Source organism: Streptomyces sp. NPDC058464 (assembly GCF_042721035.1).
GTDB lineage: Bacteria > Actinomycetota > Actinomycetes > Streptomycetales > Streptomycetaceae > Streptomyces.
Window position 1 is genome coordinate 109,833 of record NZ_JBHXMA010000032.1, and the last position, 18,668, is coordinate 128,500.

Annotated in this window: 16 protein-coding genes and 1 pseudogene; 6 read left to right on the forward strand and 11 right to left on the reverse strand. The window is 70.7% G+C overall.

Features of this window, described 5'->3' with window-relative positions:
* Positions 1-9 precede the first annotated feature (9 nt).
* The 5 genes from ACFWPQ_RS35450 to ACFWPQ_RS35470 all read left to right on the forward strand — a co-directional run bounded on the left by ACFWPQ_RS35450 (position 10) and on the right by ACFWPQ_RS35470 (position 4,969).
* Complete coding sequence (locus ACFWPQ_RS35450) at positions 10-1,014, forward strand: VOC family protein (protein ID WP_384044091.1); 1,005 nt, start codon at positions 10-12, stop codon at positions 1,012-1,014.
* Positions 1,015-1,037: 23 nt separating this feature from the next.
* A complete protein-coding gene (locus ACFWPQ_RS35455; RefSeq protein ID WP_384044094.1) occupies positions 1,038-1,589 on the forward strand; it encodes a carboxymuconolactone decarboxylase family protein in 552 nt (183 codons plus the stop codon).
* Between the two features lie 139 nt (positions 1,590-1,728).
* Positions 1,729-2,829 carry an alcohol dehydrogenase catalytic domain-containing protein gene (locus ACFWPQ_RS35460; protein WP_384044097.1) on the forward strand — a complete coding sequence of 367 codons (1,101 nt, stop codon included), beginning with the start codon at positions 1,729-1,731 and terminating at the stop codon, positions 2,827-2,829.
* A gap of 94 nt (positions 2,830-2,923) precedes the next feature.
* Complete coding sequence (locus tag ACFWPQ_RS35465; protein WP_384044100.1) at positions 2,924-3,829, forward strand: LysR substrate-binding domain-containing protein; 906 nt, start codon at positions 2,924-2,926, stop codon at positions 3,827-3,829.
* Positions 3,830-4,102: 273 nt separating this feature from the next.
* Entirely contained in the window at positions 4,103-4,969 is an 867-nt protein-coding gene (locus ACFWPQ_RS35470; protein WP_384044102.1) for a 3-hydroxybutyryl-CoA dehydrogenase, read from the forward strand.
* 70 nt (positions 4,970-5,039) lie between these two features.
* Here ACFWPQ_RS35470 and ACFWPQ_RS35475 read toward each other — a convergent pair whose 3' ends face one another.
* From ACFWPQ_RS35475 to ACFWPQ_RS35495, 5 genes are all read right to left on the reverse strand, one after another.
* Positions 5,040-5,411, reverse strand: coding sequence for a helix-turn-helix domain-containing protein (locus tag ACFWPQ_RS35475; RefSeq protein ID WP_384044105.1), 372 nt, complete (start codon positions 5,409-5,411; stop codon positions 5,040-5,042).
* Positions 5,305-6,465 (reverse strand): serine hydrolase domain-containing protein, encoded by a 1,161-nt coding sequence (locus tag ACFWPQ_RS35480; protein WP_384044108.1) that lies wholly within the window; start codon positions 6,463-6,465, stop codon positions 5,305-5,307. The genes ACFWPQ_RS35475 and ACFWPQ_RS35480 overlap by 107 nt, the downstream gene beginning before the upstream one ends.
* A gap of 141 nt (positions 6,466-6,606) precedes the next feature.
* Positions 6,607-7,785: an acyl-CoA dehydrogenase family protein gene (locus ACFWPQ_RS35485; protein ID WP_384044111.1), complete on the reverse strand. Its 1,179-nt coding sequence runs from the start codon at positions 7,783-7,785 to the stop codon at positions 6,607-6,609.
* Positions 7,786-7,799: 14 nt separating this feature from the next.
* Complete coding sequence (locus ACFWPQ_RS35490) at positions 7,800-9,074, reverse strand: CaiB/BaiF CoA transferase family protein (RefSeq protein ID WP_384044114.1); 1,275 nt, start codon at positions 9,072-9,074, stop codon at positions 7,800-7,802.
* Between the two features lie 59 nt (positions 9,075-9,133).
* Complete coding sequence (locus ACFWPQ_RS35495; RefSeq protein WP_384044117.1) at positions 9,134-9,556, reverse strand: hypothetical protein; 423 nt, start codon at positions 9,554-9,556, stop codon at positions 9,134-9,136.
* A 335-nt stretch (positions 9,557-9,891) separates the two neighbouring features.
* On the opposite strand from ACFWPQ_RS35495, the gene ACFWPQ_RS35500 reads away from it, so the two are divergent.
* Entirely contained in the window at positions 9,892-12,060 is a 2,169-nt protein-coding gene (locus tag ACFWPQ_RS35500; RefSeq protein WP_384044119.1) for a SpoIIE family protein phosphatase, read from the forward strand.
* A 72-nt stretch (positions 12,061-12,132) separates the two neighbouring features.
* Here the strand turns inward: ACFWPQ_RS35500 and ACFWPQ_RS35505 are convergent.
* The 6 genes and pseudogenes from ACFWPQ_RS35505 to ACFWPQ_RS35530 form a co-directional block, all read right to left on the reverse strand.
* A pseudogene (locus ACFWPQ_RS35505) lies at positions 12,133-12,669 on the reverse strand (sigma-70 family RNA polymerase sigma factor); the annotation flags it as partial.
* A gap of 54 nt (positions 12,670-12,723) precedes the next feature.
* Positions 12,724-14,322 carry an ATP-binding cassette domain-containing protein gene (locus ACFWPQ_RS35510; protein ID WP_384044121.1) on the reverse strand — a complete coding sequence of 533 codons (1,599 nt, stop codon included), beginning with the start codon at positions 14,320-14,322 and terminating at the stop codon, positions 12,724-12,726.
* On the reverse strand, positions 14,322-16,019 hold the full coding sequence (locus ACFWPQ_RS35515; protein WP_384044124.1) for an ABC transporter ATP-binding protein/permease: 1,698 nt from the start codon (positions 16,017-16,019) through the stop codon (positions 14,322-14,324). The genes ACFWPQ_RS35510 and ACFWPQ_RS35515 overlap by 1 nt, the downstream gene beginning before the upstream one ends.
* Positions 16,006-16,251: a hypothetical protein gene (locus ACFWPQ_RS35520; RefSeq protein ID WP_384044127.1), complete on the reverse strand. Its 246-nt coding sequence runs from the start codon at positions 16,249-16,251 to the stop codon at positions 16,006-16,008. The genes ACFWPQ_RS35515 and ACFWPQ_RS35520 overlap by 14 nt, the downstream gene beginning before the upstream one ends.
* Complete coding sequence (locus ACFWPQ_RS35525; protein ID WP_384044130.1) at positions 16,248-17,270, reverse strand: cytochrome d ubiquinol oxidase subunit II; 1,023 nt, start codon at positions 17,268-17,270, stop codon at positions 16,248-16,250. The genes ACFWPQ_RS35520 and ACFWPQ_RS35525 overlap by 4 nt, the downstream gene beginning before the upstream one ends.
* Positions 17,267-18,664, reverse strand: a complete 1,398-nt coding sequence (locus tag ACFWPQ_RS35530) for a cytochrome ubiquinol oxidase subunit I (RefSeq protein ID WP_384044133.1) — start codon at positions 18,662-18,664, stop codon at positions 17,267-17,269. Before ACFWPQ_RS35530 ends, ACFWPQ_RS35525 begins: the two co-directional genes overlap by 4 nt.
* Positions 18,665-18,668: the final 4 nt, after the last annotated feature.

Below are 18,668 nucleotides of genomic sequence, written 5' to 3' on the forward strand. Positions count from 1 at the left end.
GAGACCAGCATGCTGCCCCCCGTCAATCTGCGCCCGAGTTTCAACATCACCCGAACCAGCCATGTGCGTCTCACCGTGGCCGACCTCGCCGAAAGCCGGAACTTCTATGTGAACGCCCTCGGACTCGTCGTCAGCGACGAGGACGAGCGCACCTGCTACCTCCGCGGCCTCGCCGAGGCATGCCACCACAGCCTCGTGCTGGAGCTGGACGAGGAGGGAGCGGGTTCCTGCCGGAGGATCGGTTTCCGCGTCTTCCTCGACGAGGATCTCGACATCGCGTACGACTGGTTCCGCGACCGTGGGCTGCCCGCGGAGTGGGTCGATCTCCCCCACCAGGGCCGCACCCTGCACGTCAGTGATCTGGTCGGTACACCGCTGGAACTCTGCGCGCACATGGAGACGCGCCCGCGGCTGCACATCGACTTCGAGCACCACAAGGGCGCCCGCGCCCAGCGGCTGGACCACTTCCAGACCTTCGCGCCGAACACCTACGAGCTGACCGCGTTCTACGGCGAACTCGGCTTCCGTAACTCCGAGTACCTGGCGCACGGCGACAGGCTGCTGAGTGCGTTCATGTACCGCAAGGGCACCTGTCTGGACCTGGCGATCGTGGAGAACACCGGCCCGGCCCTGCACCACTTCGCGTACACCGTCTCCGAGAGCCACGACATCTTCACCGCCTGCGACTGGGCGGGCATCCTCGGCTATGGCGAGGGTGTGGAGCGGGGCCCGGGACGGCACGGTCCGGGCGGGATGCTCTTCACCTACCTGCGCGACCCCGACGGCCACCGGGTGGAGGTCTTCAACAGCCACTACCAGACGATCGACACCGAGGTCGAGCCGGTGCGCTGGGACGCGGGATCGCTGAGCACCAATGTCCGCTGGGGGCTTCCGGCGCTGGAGAAGTGGTACTTCGAGGCGTCGCCCTTCGTCGGGGTGAAGCAGACCCCGCCGGCCGAGGCTCCGCAGCCGATGACGCTGGAGCGGTTCCTGCTCGAACAGTCCGCACACTGACCTTCCGCCCCCGAGGAGACGCCATGGCACGAGTTCCCTATCTGCGCCGCGAGGACGCGGACGAGTCGCACAAGCCGCTGTACGACCGGCTGGAAGCCGAACGCAAGGTACCGACGGCGAACATCTTCCTCGCCCTCGCGGGCGCGCCCGAACAGCTGGACGGCTTTCTGACCTACGCCAACTCGCTGCGGGCCAGTGAGCTCAGCCCCGCACTCCGTGAACTGGCGATCCTGACCGTGGGACATGTGACCCGGTCCGCGTACGAGGTGGCGCACCACCACTCGCACGGGATCAAGGCAGGACTCACGGAGGAACAGATCGCCGCGGTGGGCGACTTCGAGACGGCCGACGTGTTCGACGAGACGGAGAAGGCGGTGATGCTCCTGGCCAAGGAGTCCACGCTTCGGGTCGACGTCACGGAGGAGACGTGGCGCGCCGCCGCCGAGCGCCTGCCCCGGAAGCAGATGATCGAGCTCGCGCTGTCCATCGCCTGGTACAACTCCGGTGTCCGCGTCATGGGCCTGCTGGACATCGACCTTGAGGACGACTACCCCAACCCGTTCCCGCACTCGTAGTTCTCGGCGCCGTACGGCCCGTCAACGCACGAGATGTGATCACCGAGCCGCCGTTCCGCCGCCTCGGTCGCCGAACAGAAAGCATCCGGCCCCCGATGGTTGGGACGGAACAGTTCCAAGGAGTATTTCAATGGCGAAAATGCTCGCTGCACGACTGCACGCGCTCGGTGAGCCGATGTCCGTGGACACGATCGACGTGCCCACCCCACGTCCGACCGACGTCCTGGTGCGGGTCAAGGCATGCGGAATCGTGCCGAACATGGCCAATGTGATCAACAACTGGCCCACCTGGTACCCGCACCAGCCGCTGCCCAAGCTGCCCGCGGTCTTCGGCCTGGACCCCGCCGGCGTGGTCCAGGCGGTCGGCGAGGCGGTGCTGAACACCAAGCCCGGTGACCGGGTCTATGTCAGCCCGCTGCGGTCCTGCGGAAGCTGCCAGGTGTGCCGCGGCGGCGAGCTGAGCCGCTGCCGCTACTTCACCCTGAACGGCTACTTCAGCACCTCCCGCGACGGCCAGCGGATCTTCGACCTCTACCCCTACGGCGGCTTCTGCGAGTACATGACGGCACCGCAGAACTCGATCGTCAACATCCCCGACAACATGACCTTCGAGCAGGCCGGCAAGCTCGGCTACATCGGCACCGCCCACCGGGCTCTCCGGTACGCCGCGGCCGGCCCCGGCCAGGTCGCGCTGATCGACGGGATCACCGGCACCCTGGGCGTCGCCTCCACCCTTCTCGCACTGGCCTCGGGGGTCTCCAGGGTCCTCGGTACCGGCCGCAACGAGGAGTTGCTCAAGCGGGTCAGGGAACTGGCTCCGGACCGGATCGAGGTCATGCGGCTGGGCGAGCGCTCCGTTGGCGAGTGGACCAAGGCCCGCACCGGCGGCGAGGGGGCGGACTTCGTCATCAGCGCCCTGGGTGCCAAGGCCCCTGTGGAGACGATGCTCGACTCCATGCAGGGCGTCCGCCGCGGCGGCAGGGTGGTCAACGTCGGCGGTGTCGCCGACCGGCTGCCCCTGGACGTGAAGTGGCTCATGGACGAGCAGGTCCAGCTGATCGGCTCCAACTGGTTCAGCACCGCGCAGGGCCAGGAGGTCGCCGACATGGTGGCGACCGGGGCTCTGGACCTGTCGTACCTGATCACCAAGCCCTTCCCGCTGTCCGAGGTCAACGAAGCGATCTCGGGGCGCGCGACGGACCTCGACGGCGGGTTCAGCAACTACGTCGTGATCCCCTGACCCAGATCCCCGATACTCACCCCGCGGCGGTCCTGCTCTGCCCTGACTCCGCCGCGGGGTGCCACCCCACAGGCACGGCAGGACGGAGGAGCCGATGGAACTGCGCTGGCTGGAATCGTTCGTCACCGTCGCGGAGGAACTGCACTTCGCGCGGGCGGCGGACCGGCTGCACCTCGCGCCGTCGGCACTCAGCGCGCAGATCAGGGCCCTGGAGTCACATCTGGGGGTACGGCTGATCGACCGCGGTCGGCGCACCCGCCCGGCCCTGACCGGCGCCGGGCAGCTGTTCCTCGAAGAGGCACGGCTCACCCTCGCCCAGGCCGCCCGGGCCGTGGCGGTGGGCCGGCGGGCCGGGCGCGGAGAGCTGGGACACGCTCAGATCGCATACGTCGCCTCGGCCGCGTTCTCCGGTGTGCTGACCGACGTTCTCACCCGCTGCGCGGCCCTCGGCACCGATCTGACCGTGGAGGTCCGCGAGTTGGAGACCCCGGCCCAGCTGGAGGCGCTGGCCTGCGGGGACATCGACGTCGGCTTCCTGCGCTGGAGGCCCGAGTACCCGCCCGAGGTCACAGCCACCTGCCTGCTCACCGAAGAGGTCGTCCTGGCGCTGCCGGCCGACGCACCGCTCGCGGCGTACGAGGCGGTACCGGCGGCGAAGCTGCGCGACGAGCGGTTCGCGGCCCCGCACTTCGACGAGGAGTACGGCTGCCGCGACCAGATCCTCGAAGTGGCCGAGCGGGGAGGGTTCAGCCCGCGGTGTGCTCCCCCGGTGCGGGACTTCATCGCGGCTCTGACGCTGGTGGGCGGCGGTCTGGCCGTGGCCCTGGTCCCCGAGTCACTGCGCCGCGTCCAGATCCCCGGGGTGGCATACCGTCCGCTGGCGGACGTACGGCTGACCACCCGGCTGGTCGGCGCCTACCGCCGGGGGGAGACCTCGCCCGCGGTGCGCGCCGTGTGCCGCCGGCTGCGGGAGGCCGCGGCCGCATCGGTCACCACCTGAAGGACACGTCCTCGGCGGGCGTCGGCAGAAGCCCGACGCGCCGTCAGCATGCGGTCGGCCGGCCCGGGTCGTGCGTCGTGAGGCAGTCGGCAGAAGTCACGGGCGCGCAGTCCGTTCAAGGCGCCGGACCATACCCGTCCGACGCACGTCTGTGCGCGGATGGCGCACCGTCGGAGCAGGTCAGAGGGGTTGTCGCCGTCCTACGCTCGACACGCACAGACCATCGGGGCGGCGATCGGCGACCGCCGCCGCACGCAGGACAGGCGGAGGAACATGACATCGATCAAGCACGTGGGCGTCGTCGGCGCCGGACAGATGGGCCGCGGCATCGCCGAGGTCTGCGCCCGGGCCGGACTGCGTGTCACGCTGTGCGACGTGACCGAGGACCGGGCCCGGGCCGGACTGACGGGTGTGGCGGACTCCTTGCTCAAGGCCGAGAAACGCTCCACCCTCACCTCCCGGGACCGCGCCCATACTCTGGCGGGAATCTCGGCCACGGCCGATCTCTCCCGCCTGGCCGGAGCGGATCTGGTCATCGAGGCCGCCGTCGAGGACGAGCAGGCCAAGACGGCGCTGTTCCGGCGACTGGACGGCATCCTCGCCGACCCGGCCGCCGTCCTGGCCAGCAACACCTCATCGATCCCCATCGCCCGGCTCGCGGCGGCCACCGGACGGCCCGAAGCAGTGGTCGGCCTGCACTTCTTCAACCCCGTCCCCGTCATGCCGCTGGTCGAGGTGATCCCCTCGCTCCACACCTCCGAGGCCACGCGAACGCGCGTGCGTGACTTCGCGGACGGGATCCTGGGCAAGAAGACAATCGTCGCGCAGGACCGCGCGGGCTTCGTGGTGAACTCCCTGCTTATTCCGTACCTGCTGGCCGCCGTACGCATGGTCGGCTCCGGCACGGCGACGGCGGAGGACATCGACACGGGCATGACCGCCGGCTGCGCCCACCCCATGGGCCCGCTGCATCTGGCCGACCTCATCGGTCTGGACACCGTGGCGGCGATAGGCGAGGCGCTGTACGAGGAGTACCGGGAACCGCTGTACGCCGCTCCCCCGTTGCTGCGCCGCATGGTCGAGTCGGGTCTGCTGGGCCGCAAGTCGGGACAGGGATTCTTCGACTACCAGTCGGCCTGAGGCCCTGAACCGCGTGCCGGGCGGTGTCCTGTGCGGCGGGGTACGGAGCCACTCCCGGACGCGGAAGACGTCAATGACGGACTGCGCGCACCGTACGCGGACTCATGCCGTACGCCGCCTTGCAGGCGTGGCTGAAGTGGGCCGGGTCGGGGAAACCCCCGCGCGCGCCGACAGCGCCGACCGGCAGGTGGTCCAGAGCCGGATCGGCGAGGCCGTGCCGGCACCGGGCGAGGCGATGTTTCCGGATCCGGCCCGAAACGGTGATCCCCGCGGGACCCAGTCCGGGGTCGGCCAGTCGCTGGCCCCACAGATGGGAGGCCGGAGCGTCGCCACACTCATCTCCGCCCGCGAACAGATCGAAGGACGTAGTCCTCCAGGAAGACGCGTAGGTCCACGTCCACGTTCTCGTGGCCTTCGCGGGTGTTCTCTGTGACCACCACAACGACGTCCGCCGCAGGCAGCAGGTAGATGTACTGGCCCCCGTACCCCCACGCGAACGGCACGGTGCGGCCGCCGATCCGACGGAGCCACCACCCGTGCGCGTAGGAGTACCCGTCGCCGACACGGACGACGGGCCGCATCGACTGCGAGACCGTCTCCCGTGGGACCACCTGTCGGCCCTGCCACCGCCCTCGGTTCAGGTAGAGCAGCCCGAACTTCGCCAGCTCCCGTGGTGTCAGGTAGAGGTTGTAGCCGCCCGAGTAGACCCCCTGTGGGTCCCGTCCCCAGTGCTCGGCAGTGATTCCGAGCGGATCGAACAGGTACCGCTGGGCGAACTCGCAGGTGCTGCGGCCGCTGGCCCGCTGGAGTACCGCGGAGAGCAGGTGCGTGTTCCCCGAGCTGTAGGTGAAGGCGGTGCCGGGCTCGCGCTCGAGGTCCCGCTCGACGATCGCCTTCACCCAGTCGCGCCGCCTCTCGACCGTGTATTCCGTCTCGTCCTCCTGCCACTCCCACCCGGCGGTCATGGTCAGCAGGTGCCGGAGTGTGATCCGCCGCGCCTCGGCCGGGGCGTCGGCGAAGTACTCCGGCAGGTACCGGTGCACGGGGTCGTCGATGCTGCCGATGAAACCCCGCCGCACCGCGATCCCGATCAGGGCCTGGAGCACGCTCTTGGACACCGAGTGGACGTTGTTGCTGTGGTCGCGGCGGCTGCCGTGGAAGTACCCTTCGGCCACCAGCCTGCCGTGCCGCACCACCAACGCGCTGAACACCGACCGCTCCCGGCCGAGCCGGTGCAGGCCGGCCTCCAGCACCGCCGCGTCCATCCCGACCGACCGCGGGGAGCCGACCGGCCAGTCATGGCCCGGACGGGGATCAATACGGGTGCGGTTGGTCTCGTAGAACGTGCCGTTGCCCTCCGGCGTCTGCCAGATCCGGTCGCAGTCCACACCGGACCCGATGGTCACGGTGCGGGCGGTCGACGGGCCCAGGAAAAGCTGGGCGAGGACGAGCACGGCACCGAGCAGGAGGGCACGTGGCCGCAGATAGCGCGTCATGGCGGTCCGCTTTCTCCCGTTTCGCGCGGCACCTCCTGGCCGTCGCGAGGTCCGAAGTCCCCTTGTCAACACGGTCTCGGCCGACAGGTCAGATCGGAACCTACACGGGCGAGCAGCCCGCCTCTGCCGAATGGCCCACCTTCACCGGAACGCCGGGTAGCCGGTGATCGCCTGGCCGACGACCAGCGTGTGCATCTCGCCGGTGCCCTCGTAGGTGAGCACGGACTCCAGGTTGTTGGCGTGGCGCAGCGGCGAGTACTCCAGGGAGATGCCGTTGGCCCCGAGGATCGTGCGGCACTCCCGGGCGATGGCGATCGCTTCCCGGACGTTGTTGAGCTTGCCGACGCTGATCTGCTCGGGCCGGATGCGGTGCTGGTCCTTCAGCCGGCCCAGGTGGAGGGCGAGCAGTGCGGCGCTGCCCAGGGAGACGGTCATGTCGGCGAGCTTCTTCTGGGTGAGCTGGAAGGCGCTGATCGGCTTGTCGAACTGCACGCGGGAGTCGGCGTACTCGATGGCCGTCTGGAGCGAGTCGCGAGCGGCGCCGACGGCACCGAACAGGATGCCGAAGCGGGCCTCGTTCAGGCAGGACAGCGGTCCGCGCAGGCCCTCCGCGAGCGGCAGCCGTGCCGAGTCGGGCAGCCGTACGTTGTCGAAGTACAGCTCCGAGGTGATCGAGGCGCGCAGTGACATCTTCTGCTTGATGTCCTGCGTGGTGAAGCCGGGCGTGCCCCGGGGCACGAGAAAGCCGAGGACGCCGTCCTCGGTCTGCGCCCAGACGGTGGCCACATCGGCGATGGAGCCGTTGGTGATCCACATCTTGGAGCCGTTGAGGATCCAGTCGACGCCGTCGCGGACGGCTCGGGTGCGCATCCCGGAAGGGTTGCTGCCGAAGTCGGGCTCGGTCAGGCCGAAGCAGCCGATCGCCTCACCGGCGGCGAGCCGGGGCAGCCACTCCTGCTTCTGCTCCTCCGAACCCCACTTCCAGATGGAGAACATCGACAGCGAACCCTGCACGGAGACGAAGCTGCGGAAACCGGAGTCCGCGGCCTCCAGTTCCAGGCAGGCAAGCCCGTAGCTGACGGCGTTCGTTCCGGCACAGCCGTAGCCGTCGAGGTGCATGCCGAGCACACCCAACTTGCCGAGCTCAGGAGCGAGTTCACGGGCGAAGTGGGCGTTCTCGAACCACTCCGCGAGATGCGGGCGGACCCGGTCGGCGAGGAACTTGGCGACCGTGGACTGGATTTCCCGCTCCTCGTCGGAGAGGACGCAGGAGAGGTCGAACAGGTCGAGGGGGTCCTTCAGCGGCTTGCCGCTACTCATAAGGGGCTCCTGGATCATGATGGGTTGTTCTGGTCATGGGTTCGTTCGAGGTGCGGTCGGCGCGAGCCGTAGGACGGGCCGGACGGGCCGTGGAGAATCTCCGTGGTGTGCTGCCCCAGCTGGGGCGGGGGCAGGCGGTACCGCGCGGGGGTCGTGCTCAGCGCGATGGGGTGCGCGACCTGGCGGGACGGCCTGCCTGCTGCCTCATCAGCGGGTGCGGCAGGGATGTCGACAACGCTGGGAAGACCCAGCTTCCGGGCGAAGGCGAACGCCTCGTCCAGGGTGTTGACCGGCCCGGCAGGCACTCCCGCGGCCAGCAGGACGGCCGACCAGTGGTCGGCGCCGGCGGCGCGGAGCCGCGGGGTCAGGACGTCCCGCAGCTCCGCACGGTGGGCGACCCGGACCGCATTGGTGCGGAAGCGGTCGTCGAGCGCGAGACCGGGAACCCCGATGACGTCGGCGAGCGCCGCGAACTGCCGGTCGTTGCCCACGGCGAGGGCGATCGGCCGGTCGGCGGTCGGAAAGGTCTCGTACGGGGCGATGCTCGGGTGCGCGTTGCCCATGCGGCCCGGCACCACGCCGGCGACGGCGAATGCCGACGCCTGGTTGACCATCGCGGACAGCAGCGAGCCGAGCAGGTTCACCTCCACGAGCTGCCCCTCGCCGGTGGCGTCCCGGTGCCGGAGGGCGGCGAGGATCCCGAGCGAGGCGTGCAGGCCGGTGATGACGTCGACCAGGGCCACGCCGGCCTTCACCGGCTCCCCGTGTGTCTCCCCGGTCACGCTCATCAGACCGCCGACAGCCTGCACCAGCAGGTCGTACCCGGGGATCGCGGCGCCGGCACCGCTGCCGAAGCCGCTGATCGAGCAGTAGATCAGCTCCGGTCGCCGTGCGCGGAGCTCCCTGTGCCCGAGGCCCAGCCGCTCCATCGTGCCGGGGCGGAAGTTCTCCACCAGCACGTCGGACGCGGCGACCAGAGCGCGTGCCTGTGCGCGGCCGGCCTCCGTGGTCAGGTCCAGGACGACCGACCTCTTGTTCCGGTTGACGCTGAGGAAATAGGTCGACGTGCCGTCCTGGTCCGCAGGGGGGTGCCAGGTCCGGGTGTCGTCGCCGATGCCCGGCCGCTCCACCTTCACCACGTCGGCGCCGAGATCGGCGAGGAGCATCGTGGCGTAGGGCCCCGCGAGCACCCTGGAGAAGTCGGCGATGCACAGACCGTCCAGCGCCCCGCGCCCCGCTCCGTCGGTCGCTCCGGCCCTGGGGCCCGACGCGCTGTACTGGGTGCCCACGCACCCTCCTCTCTGATCGTGCCGCCTGCCCGGACGTGACATGGGAGGAGCCGTTGCCCTCACCACCAGCGAGCCGAGGAGGTTGCCCGGTAGGTGAGTTCGACGCGGGGAAGCCCCCGATCGAGAGGAGCGACGGCTCGCACGACCCGCACCCTCGCACCGATCGCGACCACGACCGGCGCGGCGGAGACGACCTGGCAGACCACCGTGAAGCCCTCGTCCATCGCGACGAGCCAGGTGTTGTGCGGTTTGTGCCCGACACGGCGAACCACACCGCCGGCGCCCGCGCTGCGCTCCCGGCCGAAGGCCCTGGATCCGCAGACGCGGCAGAACGAACGACGGTAGTCCGGGGTGAGGCACCACAGGCAGCGTTGGAAGCAGAGGACGCGACAGGTCTCCGTCCCCGTCGGGGTCGCGTCGATGGCAGCCGTTTCCGACGCGTTCGGGCACTCCGTGTGTTCCTCGGTTGGTGTCTGGAGCATCGCGGCCTCCCGCACGCTTTCGGTGACCGGAAACAGACGATCGGAATCCGATGTCCCCCTCACCCTGGCCCTGCCGCAGATCGCCGGTCAACGACGAGCCGGCGCATCTTTGTGCGCGGAAAACGCTCCGTCAACCGAGGTCAGAGCTGGTTTCCCCGCGCTACCCTCACCGCAGGACCGCGACGGCCGCAGGGGCGGGACAGAGCCGGGAAGGGTGACGCGTACGCGCCACGCGGACGCCGTCGCCCGGGCCTCGACGGGCGGGACCGGTCGAGGGGAACGCCGAGACTGCGCGGTATAGCCTCGAACGAGGGGATCAGCCCTCTGGAGCAGCCATGGAAGACGAGGGAAGTCTCGCGAGAGCGGCGAACCCCGTGATGGCTCTCAACGCCGAGGACCAAATGCTCGCCACGGCGCTGGAGGGCGCTGTGCACGGACTTCGGGCGACCACTGCCACCGCGATGGTCCCGTTGGAAGACGGTCGGACACTGGCCAACGTCGTCGTGGTGGGCGACCCGCTGTCGATCTTCACGGTGGCGGACCGCCATCCGGTCGACGACGACCGGTACGCCGGACCCGTCGCCTACCGCACCGGCCGCCAGTGTGTCCGGGTCCGGACACAGACACCCGGCGGTGTCCACCCGGACATGCCGTTCCCGTACGCGATCATCGCCACTCCCTTGGTCGACGACGAGGGGCGGTCCTTCGGGGTGGTCGTCCTCGTGTGGGCCGATCCGGTCGGATGGGCAGCCGCGGCGGCCGGGATGGGGCACCGCTGCCAGAGTCTTGCGGACGAGCTCTCTCATGCTCTGCTCCTCCGCGGCGGCCTGTCCCCGCGAGGGAGCCGTCCCGGACCACCGAGATTCGTACTGGCGCCTCCAGCGGGAGAGGACGCTCCGCTGGAGTCGGTGAGCCTGTCGCTCGTGTACCAGATCGCCAGACTCGCCGCCGAGCTCAGCCAGGCTCCCGGCCTCCGGGATGTCCTCGTGGCGGCGATCGCACGGATCATGGAGCCCTTCGGAGCCCGGTGCCTGGCCGTGTCGGTCATCGACGAGGGACGACCACGGCTGCTCAGCCACACCGGAGTCGGCCCCGCGCTCGCGGCGCGGCTCACCGGCGCGTCGACGGGCACACTGGAAGAGGAGACGAACACCGGCACACGGCCACCCCCTGACCGGCCACTCTTCTTCGAGGCCGTGGACACGGACGAACCGATCTCGGCCTACTGCCTGCTGCCCCTGACCATCGACGACCACGACACCGGAACCCTCGCCCTGGGCTTCGACCACCGACACACCTTCAGTGCCCCCGAACGAGCCGCCCTGACCACGGCCGCACAGCTGCTGGCCCAGTCCATCAGCCGGGCGCGGCAGTTCGAGACCGAACGCAGACTGGCCCAGGAACTGCAACAGGGACTGCTGCCCCCTGCTCTTCCGCATCACGAGGAAGTGGACATCGCCGCCCGCTACGTCACGGCGACGACCGGAACCATCGGCGGCGACTGGTACGACGTGGTCGACCTCCCCGACGGCACCCTCGGCCTGATCGTCGGTGATGTCGAGGGACACACGCCTCGCGCCGCCACGGTCATGGGCCAGATCCGCAGCGCGATCCGTGCCTACGCCGCCGAAGGCCACCGCCCGGCGGACGTGCTCGCCCGCACCAACCGGCTCCTCTCCGATCTCGGGACGGACCTGTTCGCCACCTGCTGCTGCGTGTGGCTGGACGCGGAAGCCGAAGCCGTCGAAATCTCGTCCGCGGGGCACCCGGCACCGTTGCTCGGCCGCCCCGGGCGCCACTTCGCGACACCGCCGGGGCCTCCCCAGAGCCCGCCCCTCGGGGTCCGGCCCGACACCACATACGACTCCGTCCGGATGCCGCTTGGCCCAGAAACGGTCCTGGTGCTGTACACGGACGGGCTGGTCCAATCCCGCATTGTGCCGCTCGACGACGGCATCGAGGCACTGCACGCCTGCCTCGCGGAGCCCGGCGAACCGCGGCTGGAGGTGCTGGCCGACCGTCTGCTCGGCATCACGGGCAGGGGCGACCGACGCGACGATGACGCTGTGGTGTTGATCGCCCGGTTCCTGGGCCTGGGTGCCGGCCGACGCCAACGAGTGGCCCGGACATTCGTCCAGCGCCACGACCTTCGTGCGGTCGCCGACGTGCGCAGGTTCCTGCGGGCGCGGGCACGGTCCTGGGACTGGGAAGCCGTCTCACCCGACCTTGAGCTGGCCGTCACCGAGTTGGTCACCAACGGCCTGGTGCACGCCGACAGCGAGGTGGAGGTCCGGCTCCGCGAGTACGCCGACCGGCTGCGCGTGGACGTACGCGACTCCGATTCCCGGCCACCGTTGCCGGCGCCCGTGCTCGCCTCCGGGGAGACGGACCGAGAGTCGGAGCACGGCCGAGGGTTGCTCATCGTCGATGCGCTGGCCGCGTCCTGGGGCAACTCCCCCAGCGGGCGAGGCAAGTCGGTCTGGTTCGAGCTGACCCGGCCCTGACTGCCGCCGACGGTCCGTTCGCCTCGACGCGGTGGCGGGCGGGCGGCGCCTGTCACGGCGGCGCGACTACCCCAGCAGCGACCGCAGTCGACTGCGTCCCCGGTACAGCCGCGACAGCACCGTGCCGGTGGGCGTCCGCATGATGTCCGCGATCTCCCGGACGGTGAAGCCTTCGACGTAGGCGAGGTACACGGCGATCCGGCACCCGGCGGACAGTGCCTGGAGCGCGGCCTTGACGTCCGCGTCCGGCAGGAGGTCCAGTGCCTCGGCCTCCGCCGAGCGTAGCCCCGTCGGCATGTGCGACCCGACGCGGGCCAGTTGCCAGTCCTCGATCTCCGCCGTGGTGTCGAGCGACGGTCGACTCCGGTGTGCTCGGCGGGAGTTGAGGAAGGTGGTGGTGAGAATGCGATAGAGCCAGGCCTTGAGGTTCGTGCCGGGGCGGAACTGGTGGAACGAGGCGTAGGCCCTGGCGTACGTCTCCTGGACCAGGTCCTCGGCGTCGACGGGGCGACCGGTCATCCGGAGGGCGGCCGAGTAGAGCGGAGCGAGGAACTCCAGGGCGGGTTCGAAGCCGGCCTGCTGCTCCGCGACGGGGTCTGTGGTGATCATGCTTTCTCCTGCGGGGTGCGACGGTTCGTCTGCGAGCGTCTTCGCGGTCTGACGTCAGCTCCGGATGCCGGGCGGTTCCCGTGCGTCCAGCGGCAGCTCCACGACCTGACCGGCGCCCGCGAGGCTGGACGGCATGTGGTGCAGGGCGATGACGACGGCGGTGTCGCGCAGGCCCGCGAGGATGCCGAGAACGTGCCGGGCGGTGTGGTCGTCCAGGCCGGTGGCTGGTTCGTCGACGATCAGGACGTGAGGGTGGCGGGCGAGGGCTCTCCCCAGGCAGATCCGGCGGAGTTCGCCGCCCGAGACCTGCCTTCCGCCGGGGCCGACGGGGGTGGCGGCGGTCAGTCCGTTGTCGGTCAGGCGCAGTTCGGCGAGGCGTCGGTCGATCTCGTCGTCGGTCAGGGCCGGGTCGGCGAGGCGCCAGTTGGATCCGAGGGTGCCGGTGAAGAGGTAGTCGTCGGCAGCGACGGCGACCACCGCGGGACGGCTGTCATCGCCGTCGGCCGGCTGTCGCAGCGACGCGGCGAGGGCGTGCAGGAGAGTGCTCTTGCCGCTGCCGGAACGGCCCGTGACGACGAGCATCGTGCCGCGGCGGACGATCGCACCGAGCACCCGGCCCGGTCGCGAGGGCATCGGCGGGAGGGCGTAGTCGGCGAAGCCGATGCCCTCGCCGGTGGACCAGGACCGTATCGGCGGCGCGGCGGTGGGCACGTCTGCGGTGTCCGGCCGCGTGCTCGCCGTGAGCCTGCGGTGTGCGGCCGCCGCGGTGCCCCGGGCTTCGGCGGCGCTCCCCAACTGTTCGGCCTGGGCCAGCACGCCCAGCGCCAGCAGGGCGACGAACACGAACGTGGCGGGATCCGGTGCGCTGCCGATCCCGGGAGCGGTGACGGCGGTCAAGGTGGTCGCGCCGACCAGAGCGATCGCCAGCCCGGTACGCAGTCTGCGCCGCCCGGCCGCTGCCCGCGCGGCGTCGAGACGCGTGAACTTCGCCGTCGTACGGATTGCGAGCTGTTCGGCGGCGCCCAGCGAGGCCATCTCCGGCCATGCGTCGACGGCCGTGACGAGTTCGGCGCGCAGCTCCTTGCGGAGCCTCGCTTCGGCTCCGCCTGCCGTGCCGGGGGGACGATGGGCGACGACCGTCATGATCACGACTCCGGCTGCGAGTACGGCCGCCGGTGTGATGGACGTGGCAAGTGCCACGGCGAGGGCGGCGCCGAGGGTCATCGCGGCGGTGACGGGGACCGGCGCCGTGGACTCGATCAGCGCCACCCCGGTGCTCTCGGTGTCGGCCATGGTGCGATCGAGCAGCTCGCCGGACCACAGCCGGTCGAGCTGTTCCCGGTCGGAGGTCGCCGCCCGGTCGAAGAGACCGGCACGGGCGGCCGCCACGCGGCGCAGTGCGGCCGCGTGCAGTACCAGCCGTCCGCCGTAGGTGCCTCCGATACGGGCCACGGCGAAGGCCCGTACCCCACCGCTGGGGGCGATGTAGGAGAACGAGCTGAAGGCGGCCGCGCCGGCGACGGCACAGGCGCTGATGAACCAGCCCGACAGGCCGAGCAGTCCGGTGGCGGACAGTTCGGCGACGACGGCGAGCGCGAGCCCGGCGGCCGCGCGGGAACGCGCGCCCCGCCCAGGGACGTTCGTGCTGCTCATCACGCGTTCACCGGCCTTGCGTCGGGCAGGAGGCGGCCGTCCTCGATGGCGAGCACGGTGTCGGCCGCGGCGGCCAGCGGGACGGAGTGGGTGGCGACGATGACGGTGCGGTCCTCGGTGGCTCGCCGCAGGGCCGCGACGACGGCGCGCTCGCTGTCCGTGTCGAGGTGGGCGGTCGGCTCGTCGAGCAGCCAGAGCCGGGCGCCGCGCAGGAAGGCGCGCGCGATGGCGATCCGGCGGGCCTCTCCGGTCGAGACGCCCCGGCCGCCCTCGCCGAGCCTGGTGTCCAGCCCGTCGGGGAGGCGTCCGATCACGGGGTTCAGCCCTGCGGCGTCGATCGCCCGCCGGATGTCCCGCTCGGTGGCGTCCCGGCGGCCCAGGCGGATGTTGTCGCGGACCGTCGCGTCGAGCAGTACGGTCCGCTGCCCGATCCAGGCGCAGCCGCCGAGAACCGGTGCCTGCCACCCGGACGGGGTGTGCCACCGGACCTGTCCGGCCGACGGGGCGCGCAGACCTGCGACCAGGGACAGCAGCGTGCTCTTGCCGGAACCGGAGGCACCGGTGATCGCTGTCCAGGTGCCGGGGGCGAAGCGGGTGTCGGCGGTGACGGTGTCATGGTCGGCGCCGCTGTGGCGGAACCGGACAGCTGTCAGGGACACCCCGATGGACTCCGTCGGTCCCGGGCGGGGTGCCCGGTGGGTCTCGACCGGAGTGGCCCGCACCATGTCGCGGATCGCGGCGGCCGCGGTCGCGGCGCGTTCCCGGCTGTGGAAGGCGGCGGCCCGCGCCCGCATCGGGGCGAAGTACATCGGACAGACGAGCAGCACCAGCAGCCCGGAGAACAGGGTGAGTCGTGGGGCGTGCGGTACCTGGACGTAACCGAGCAGGGACAGCCCGATGTAGGTGGCGTTGACCGCGATGGAGAACGTGATGACGACGTCCATGACCATCCCGGACAGGAAGGCACGGCGCAGCACGCTCATCGTCGCCTTGTTCAGGCTCTCGGCCGCCGTGCCCAGAGTCCGGCCGCGCCGGCCGACGGCACCGAGTTCGCGCAGGGTCCTGATACCGCGGAAGCTGTCGAGAACCACGGCGTTCAGGTGCTGGGTCGCGGCCAGTTGCCGGTCCGCGCCGGCCTGCGCGAACAGCCCGGCCAGGCGCATGTTCAGGGGCAGCAGCGCGGTCGTCAGGACGAGCACGACCGCGGCCGGCCAGTGCACCGCGGCGGTGACCGCCAGGACGGCGAGCATGGACAGCGGGGCCGACCGGCGCAGCGGTGCGGTCCGGGCGTGGTGGTCGGCGATGTCGTCGGCCAGCTCGACCATCGCCCACGCGGCGTCGGCCGGGCCGACGTCGCCGGTCCGAGCGGCGGTCGGCAGCAGGGCGCCCGTCAGCCGCTGCCGCACCCCGGTGGCGACGGCACGCGCGCCCCGGTCGGCGAGGCCGCCGGCCGCCCAGGCGGCGACCGCGGCCAAGGTGCCCGCGACGGCGAAGGCCACGAGGGCCTGCTGCTGTTGTACGGCTCGCCCTCGAAGTACCCCTTGGGCCAGCCACGCCAGGGCGCCCCAGCGGGTGATCGTGAACAGTGCCTCCAACGTCAGGAGGGCACCGGACAGGTCGAACAGGTGCCGTCCGGGCGCGGCACACACGGTGAGCCACTCGCCGCCGTCCGGCCCCTTCGTCTCACTCGTCGCCATGAGGGCGCCGTTCGTCGACGATCCACGCGATACCGCCGGTGACCGCGATGGCGACCATGCCCAGGGTGGTCAGCAGCCCGGAGTGGATCTCCCGGTAGCCGCCGAACATCCCTTGGCACACGAAGTAGGCGAACAGGCCCAGCACGGTCCAGACGACCGCGGCGAGTACGCGCAGCAGGACACGGACCGGCGCGGGCGGGGGCGCCGTACCACCGGGGTTTCGGATGGTCATGAGCGTGCTCCTGTGACGAGAGCCGGAGGTTCCCCGGCGTGGGAGTTCCCGGCGAAGGCCCGGTGGGCGAAGACGTTGTAGGCCAGCACCAGCGGGATGTTCAGTCCGATGCCGACCAGGACGAAGACCATGGTGGTGTGGGGCCCGGCCGTACTGCCGACGGTGAGGTCCGGGGGCACGACCACCGGGTAGCGGGCCACGACCAGGGCGAGCAGCGCGGACACCGTGGCGGTCACGAGTCCGCCGAGCGGCAGGGCGTCCGCCGCCGTCGACCGCTGCTTGCGCAGGAACGCGGCCAGTGCGGTGGCGCCACCTCCGGCGGCGAAGAGCAGCAGACCGGCGAACGCGAACGCGCGTGCCGGGGTACGCAGGTCGAGGGGTGCGTCGGTGGTGTCGAGGGCGAAGAGGACGGCGGCCAGCAGCACTCCCGCGACCGCCGTGGCCACCGCACCGCGTCGGGCCGCCGACTCCCGCAGGAGCCCGGCCGACTTGAGCCTGGTGTAGGCGTAGCCCAGGGCGGTGTACCCGGCCGTGACGGCGGCCCCCGACAGCGCGCAGAACCAGCTGAAGGCGCCGAAGGCCGGCCCGGTGACGGTGTCCCCGCGCAGGTGCACGGCCGACGTCAAGGTGCCCAGGGCGAAGCCCTGACCGAACGCGGCCAGCAGAGAGGCCACGCCGAAGGCGGTCGTCCAGCGGGGTGCCGGCGGTGCCTGGGAGGCCATCTCCACGGCGACGCCGCGCACGACGAGGGAGAAGAGCATCAGCGTCATCGGCAGGTAGGCGTGCGGCAGGAGGGTGCCGAAGGCGAGCGGGAAGCCGGCCCACAGCGCGACGCCGAGGAGGATGAGCCAGGTCTCGTTGCCGTCCCACGCCACCGCGACGGATTCCAGCAGGTGCCGCCGGTGGGCGGGGTCGCGTTCGAAGAGGGTGGCCACGCCGATGCCGAGGTCGTACCCGTCGAGTACGACGTACATCACCAGGCACAGCAGGACGGTCAGCGACCAGAGAGTGGTGGTCATCGCGCCGCCACCTCCCTCGGGGCGAGCGGTGTGGGCAGTTCGGCGACCGGAACGGGACCGTCCTGCGGTGAGGGTTCGTTTCGAGGGTCGTCGCGTTCAGGGCCGATGCGCAGGGTGCGCACGATGTAGGCGACGTACGCCGCCAGCATGAACAGATAGAGCGCGGAGAAGCCGATCACCGAGAACAGGACCTCGCCGGGCGCCAGGTGGGAGACCGCGTCCGAGGTGCGCAGGCGGCCGAAGACGATCCATGGCTGACGTCCCGCTTCGGCGGTGACCCAGCCGCCGAGGATGGCCAGGATGCCCGCCGGCGTGGTCCACAGGACGAACCTGTGGAAGCGTCTCGCCGTCCACAGGCGGTTGCGGATGCGCAGGACGGTGGCGGCGAACACGGTGCCGAACATCAGCACTGCGGCCAGGAACATGACGCGGAAGCCCCAGAAGGTCGCGGCCATGTCCGGCCGGTCGGCTGCCGGGGTGAGCTTCAGACCGGGCATGGCCGTCCCGCAGGTGAGGTCCTTGGCGATATAGCTGCCGAGGCACGGGATGCCGAGTTCGGCGATGTTGCGCGCGGCCTGCTGGTCGGGGATCGCGAACAGCACGAACCCGGTGTCGCCGTTGCCCCAGTTGCCCTCGATCGCCTCCAACTTGGACAGCTGGTGCGGAAGTTGGTGTCCGGCGACGTTGTCCCCCAGGTAGAGCTGGACCGGCATCAGCAGCGCGGCGACGCCGAGAGCGATCGACATCGAGCGGCGGGCGAAGCCCTTCGCGCGCCCCTTCACCAGATACCAGGCCGAGATCCCGGCGACGAAGAAAGCGGCCGAGATGAGCACCGCCGCCAGCATGTGCGGCCAGCGCCAGAGGAAGGACGGGTTGAAGATCACCCGCATCCAGTCCGTGGGCTCGAACCGGCCGTGTACGACCTGGTAGCCGGCCGGGGTCTGCATCCATGAGTTCGCCGCGATGATCCACGTCGACGACAGGACGGTGCCCAGTGCCACCATGACGGTGGACAGGAACACGGTGCCGTTGCGCACCCGCCCCTCGCCGTAGAGCAGGACGCCGATGAACCCCGCCTCGACGAAGAAGGCCGTGACAACCTCCATGCCGATGATCGGACCGATGACCGGGCCGGTTCTGGCCCCGTACACCCCCCAGTTCAGGCCCATCTGGAAGGTGATGACGGCTCCGGCGACCACGCCGATCGCGAAGCCGACGGCGAAGATGCGCCGCCAGAACCGGAACATCTGCAGGTAGACCGCTTTGCCGGTACGCCAGTACAGGCCGTGGACGACCGACAGAAAGATCGACAGGCCGACGGTGATCGCCGGGAAGGTCATGTGGAACATGACGGTGATGGCGAACTGCCATCGCGACAAGTCGAGAAGACTCATCACT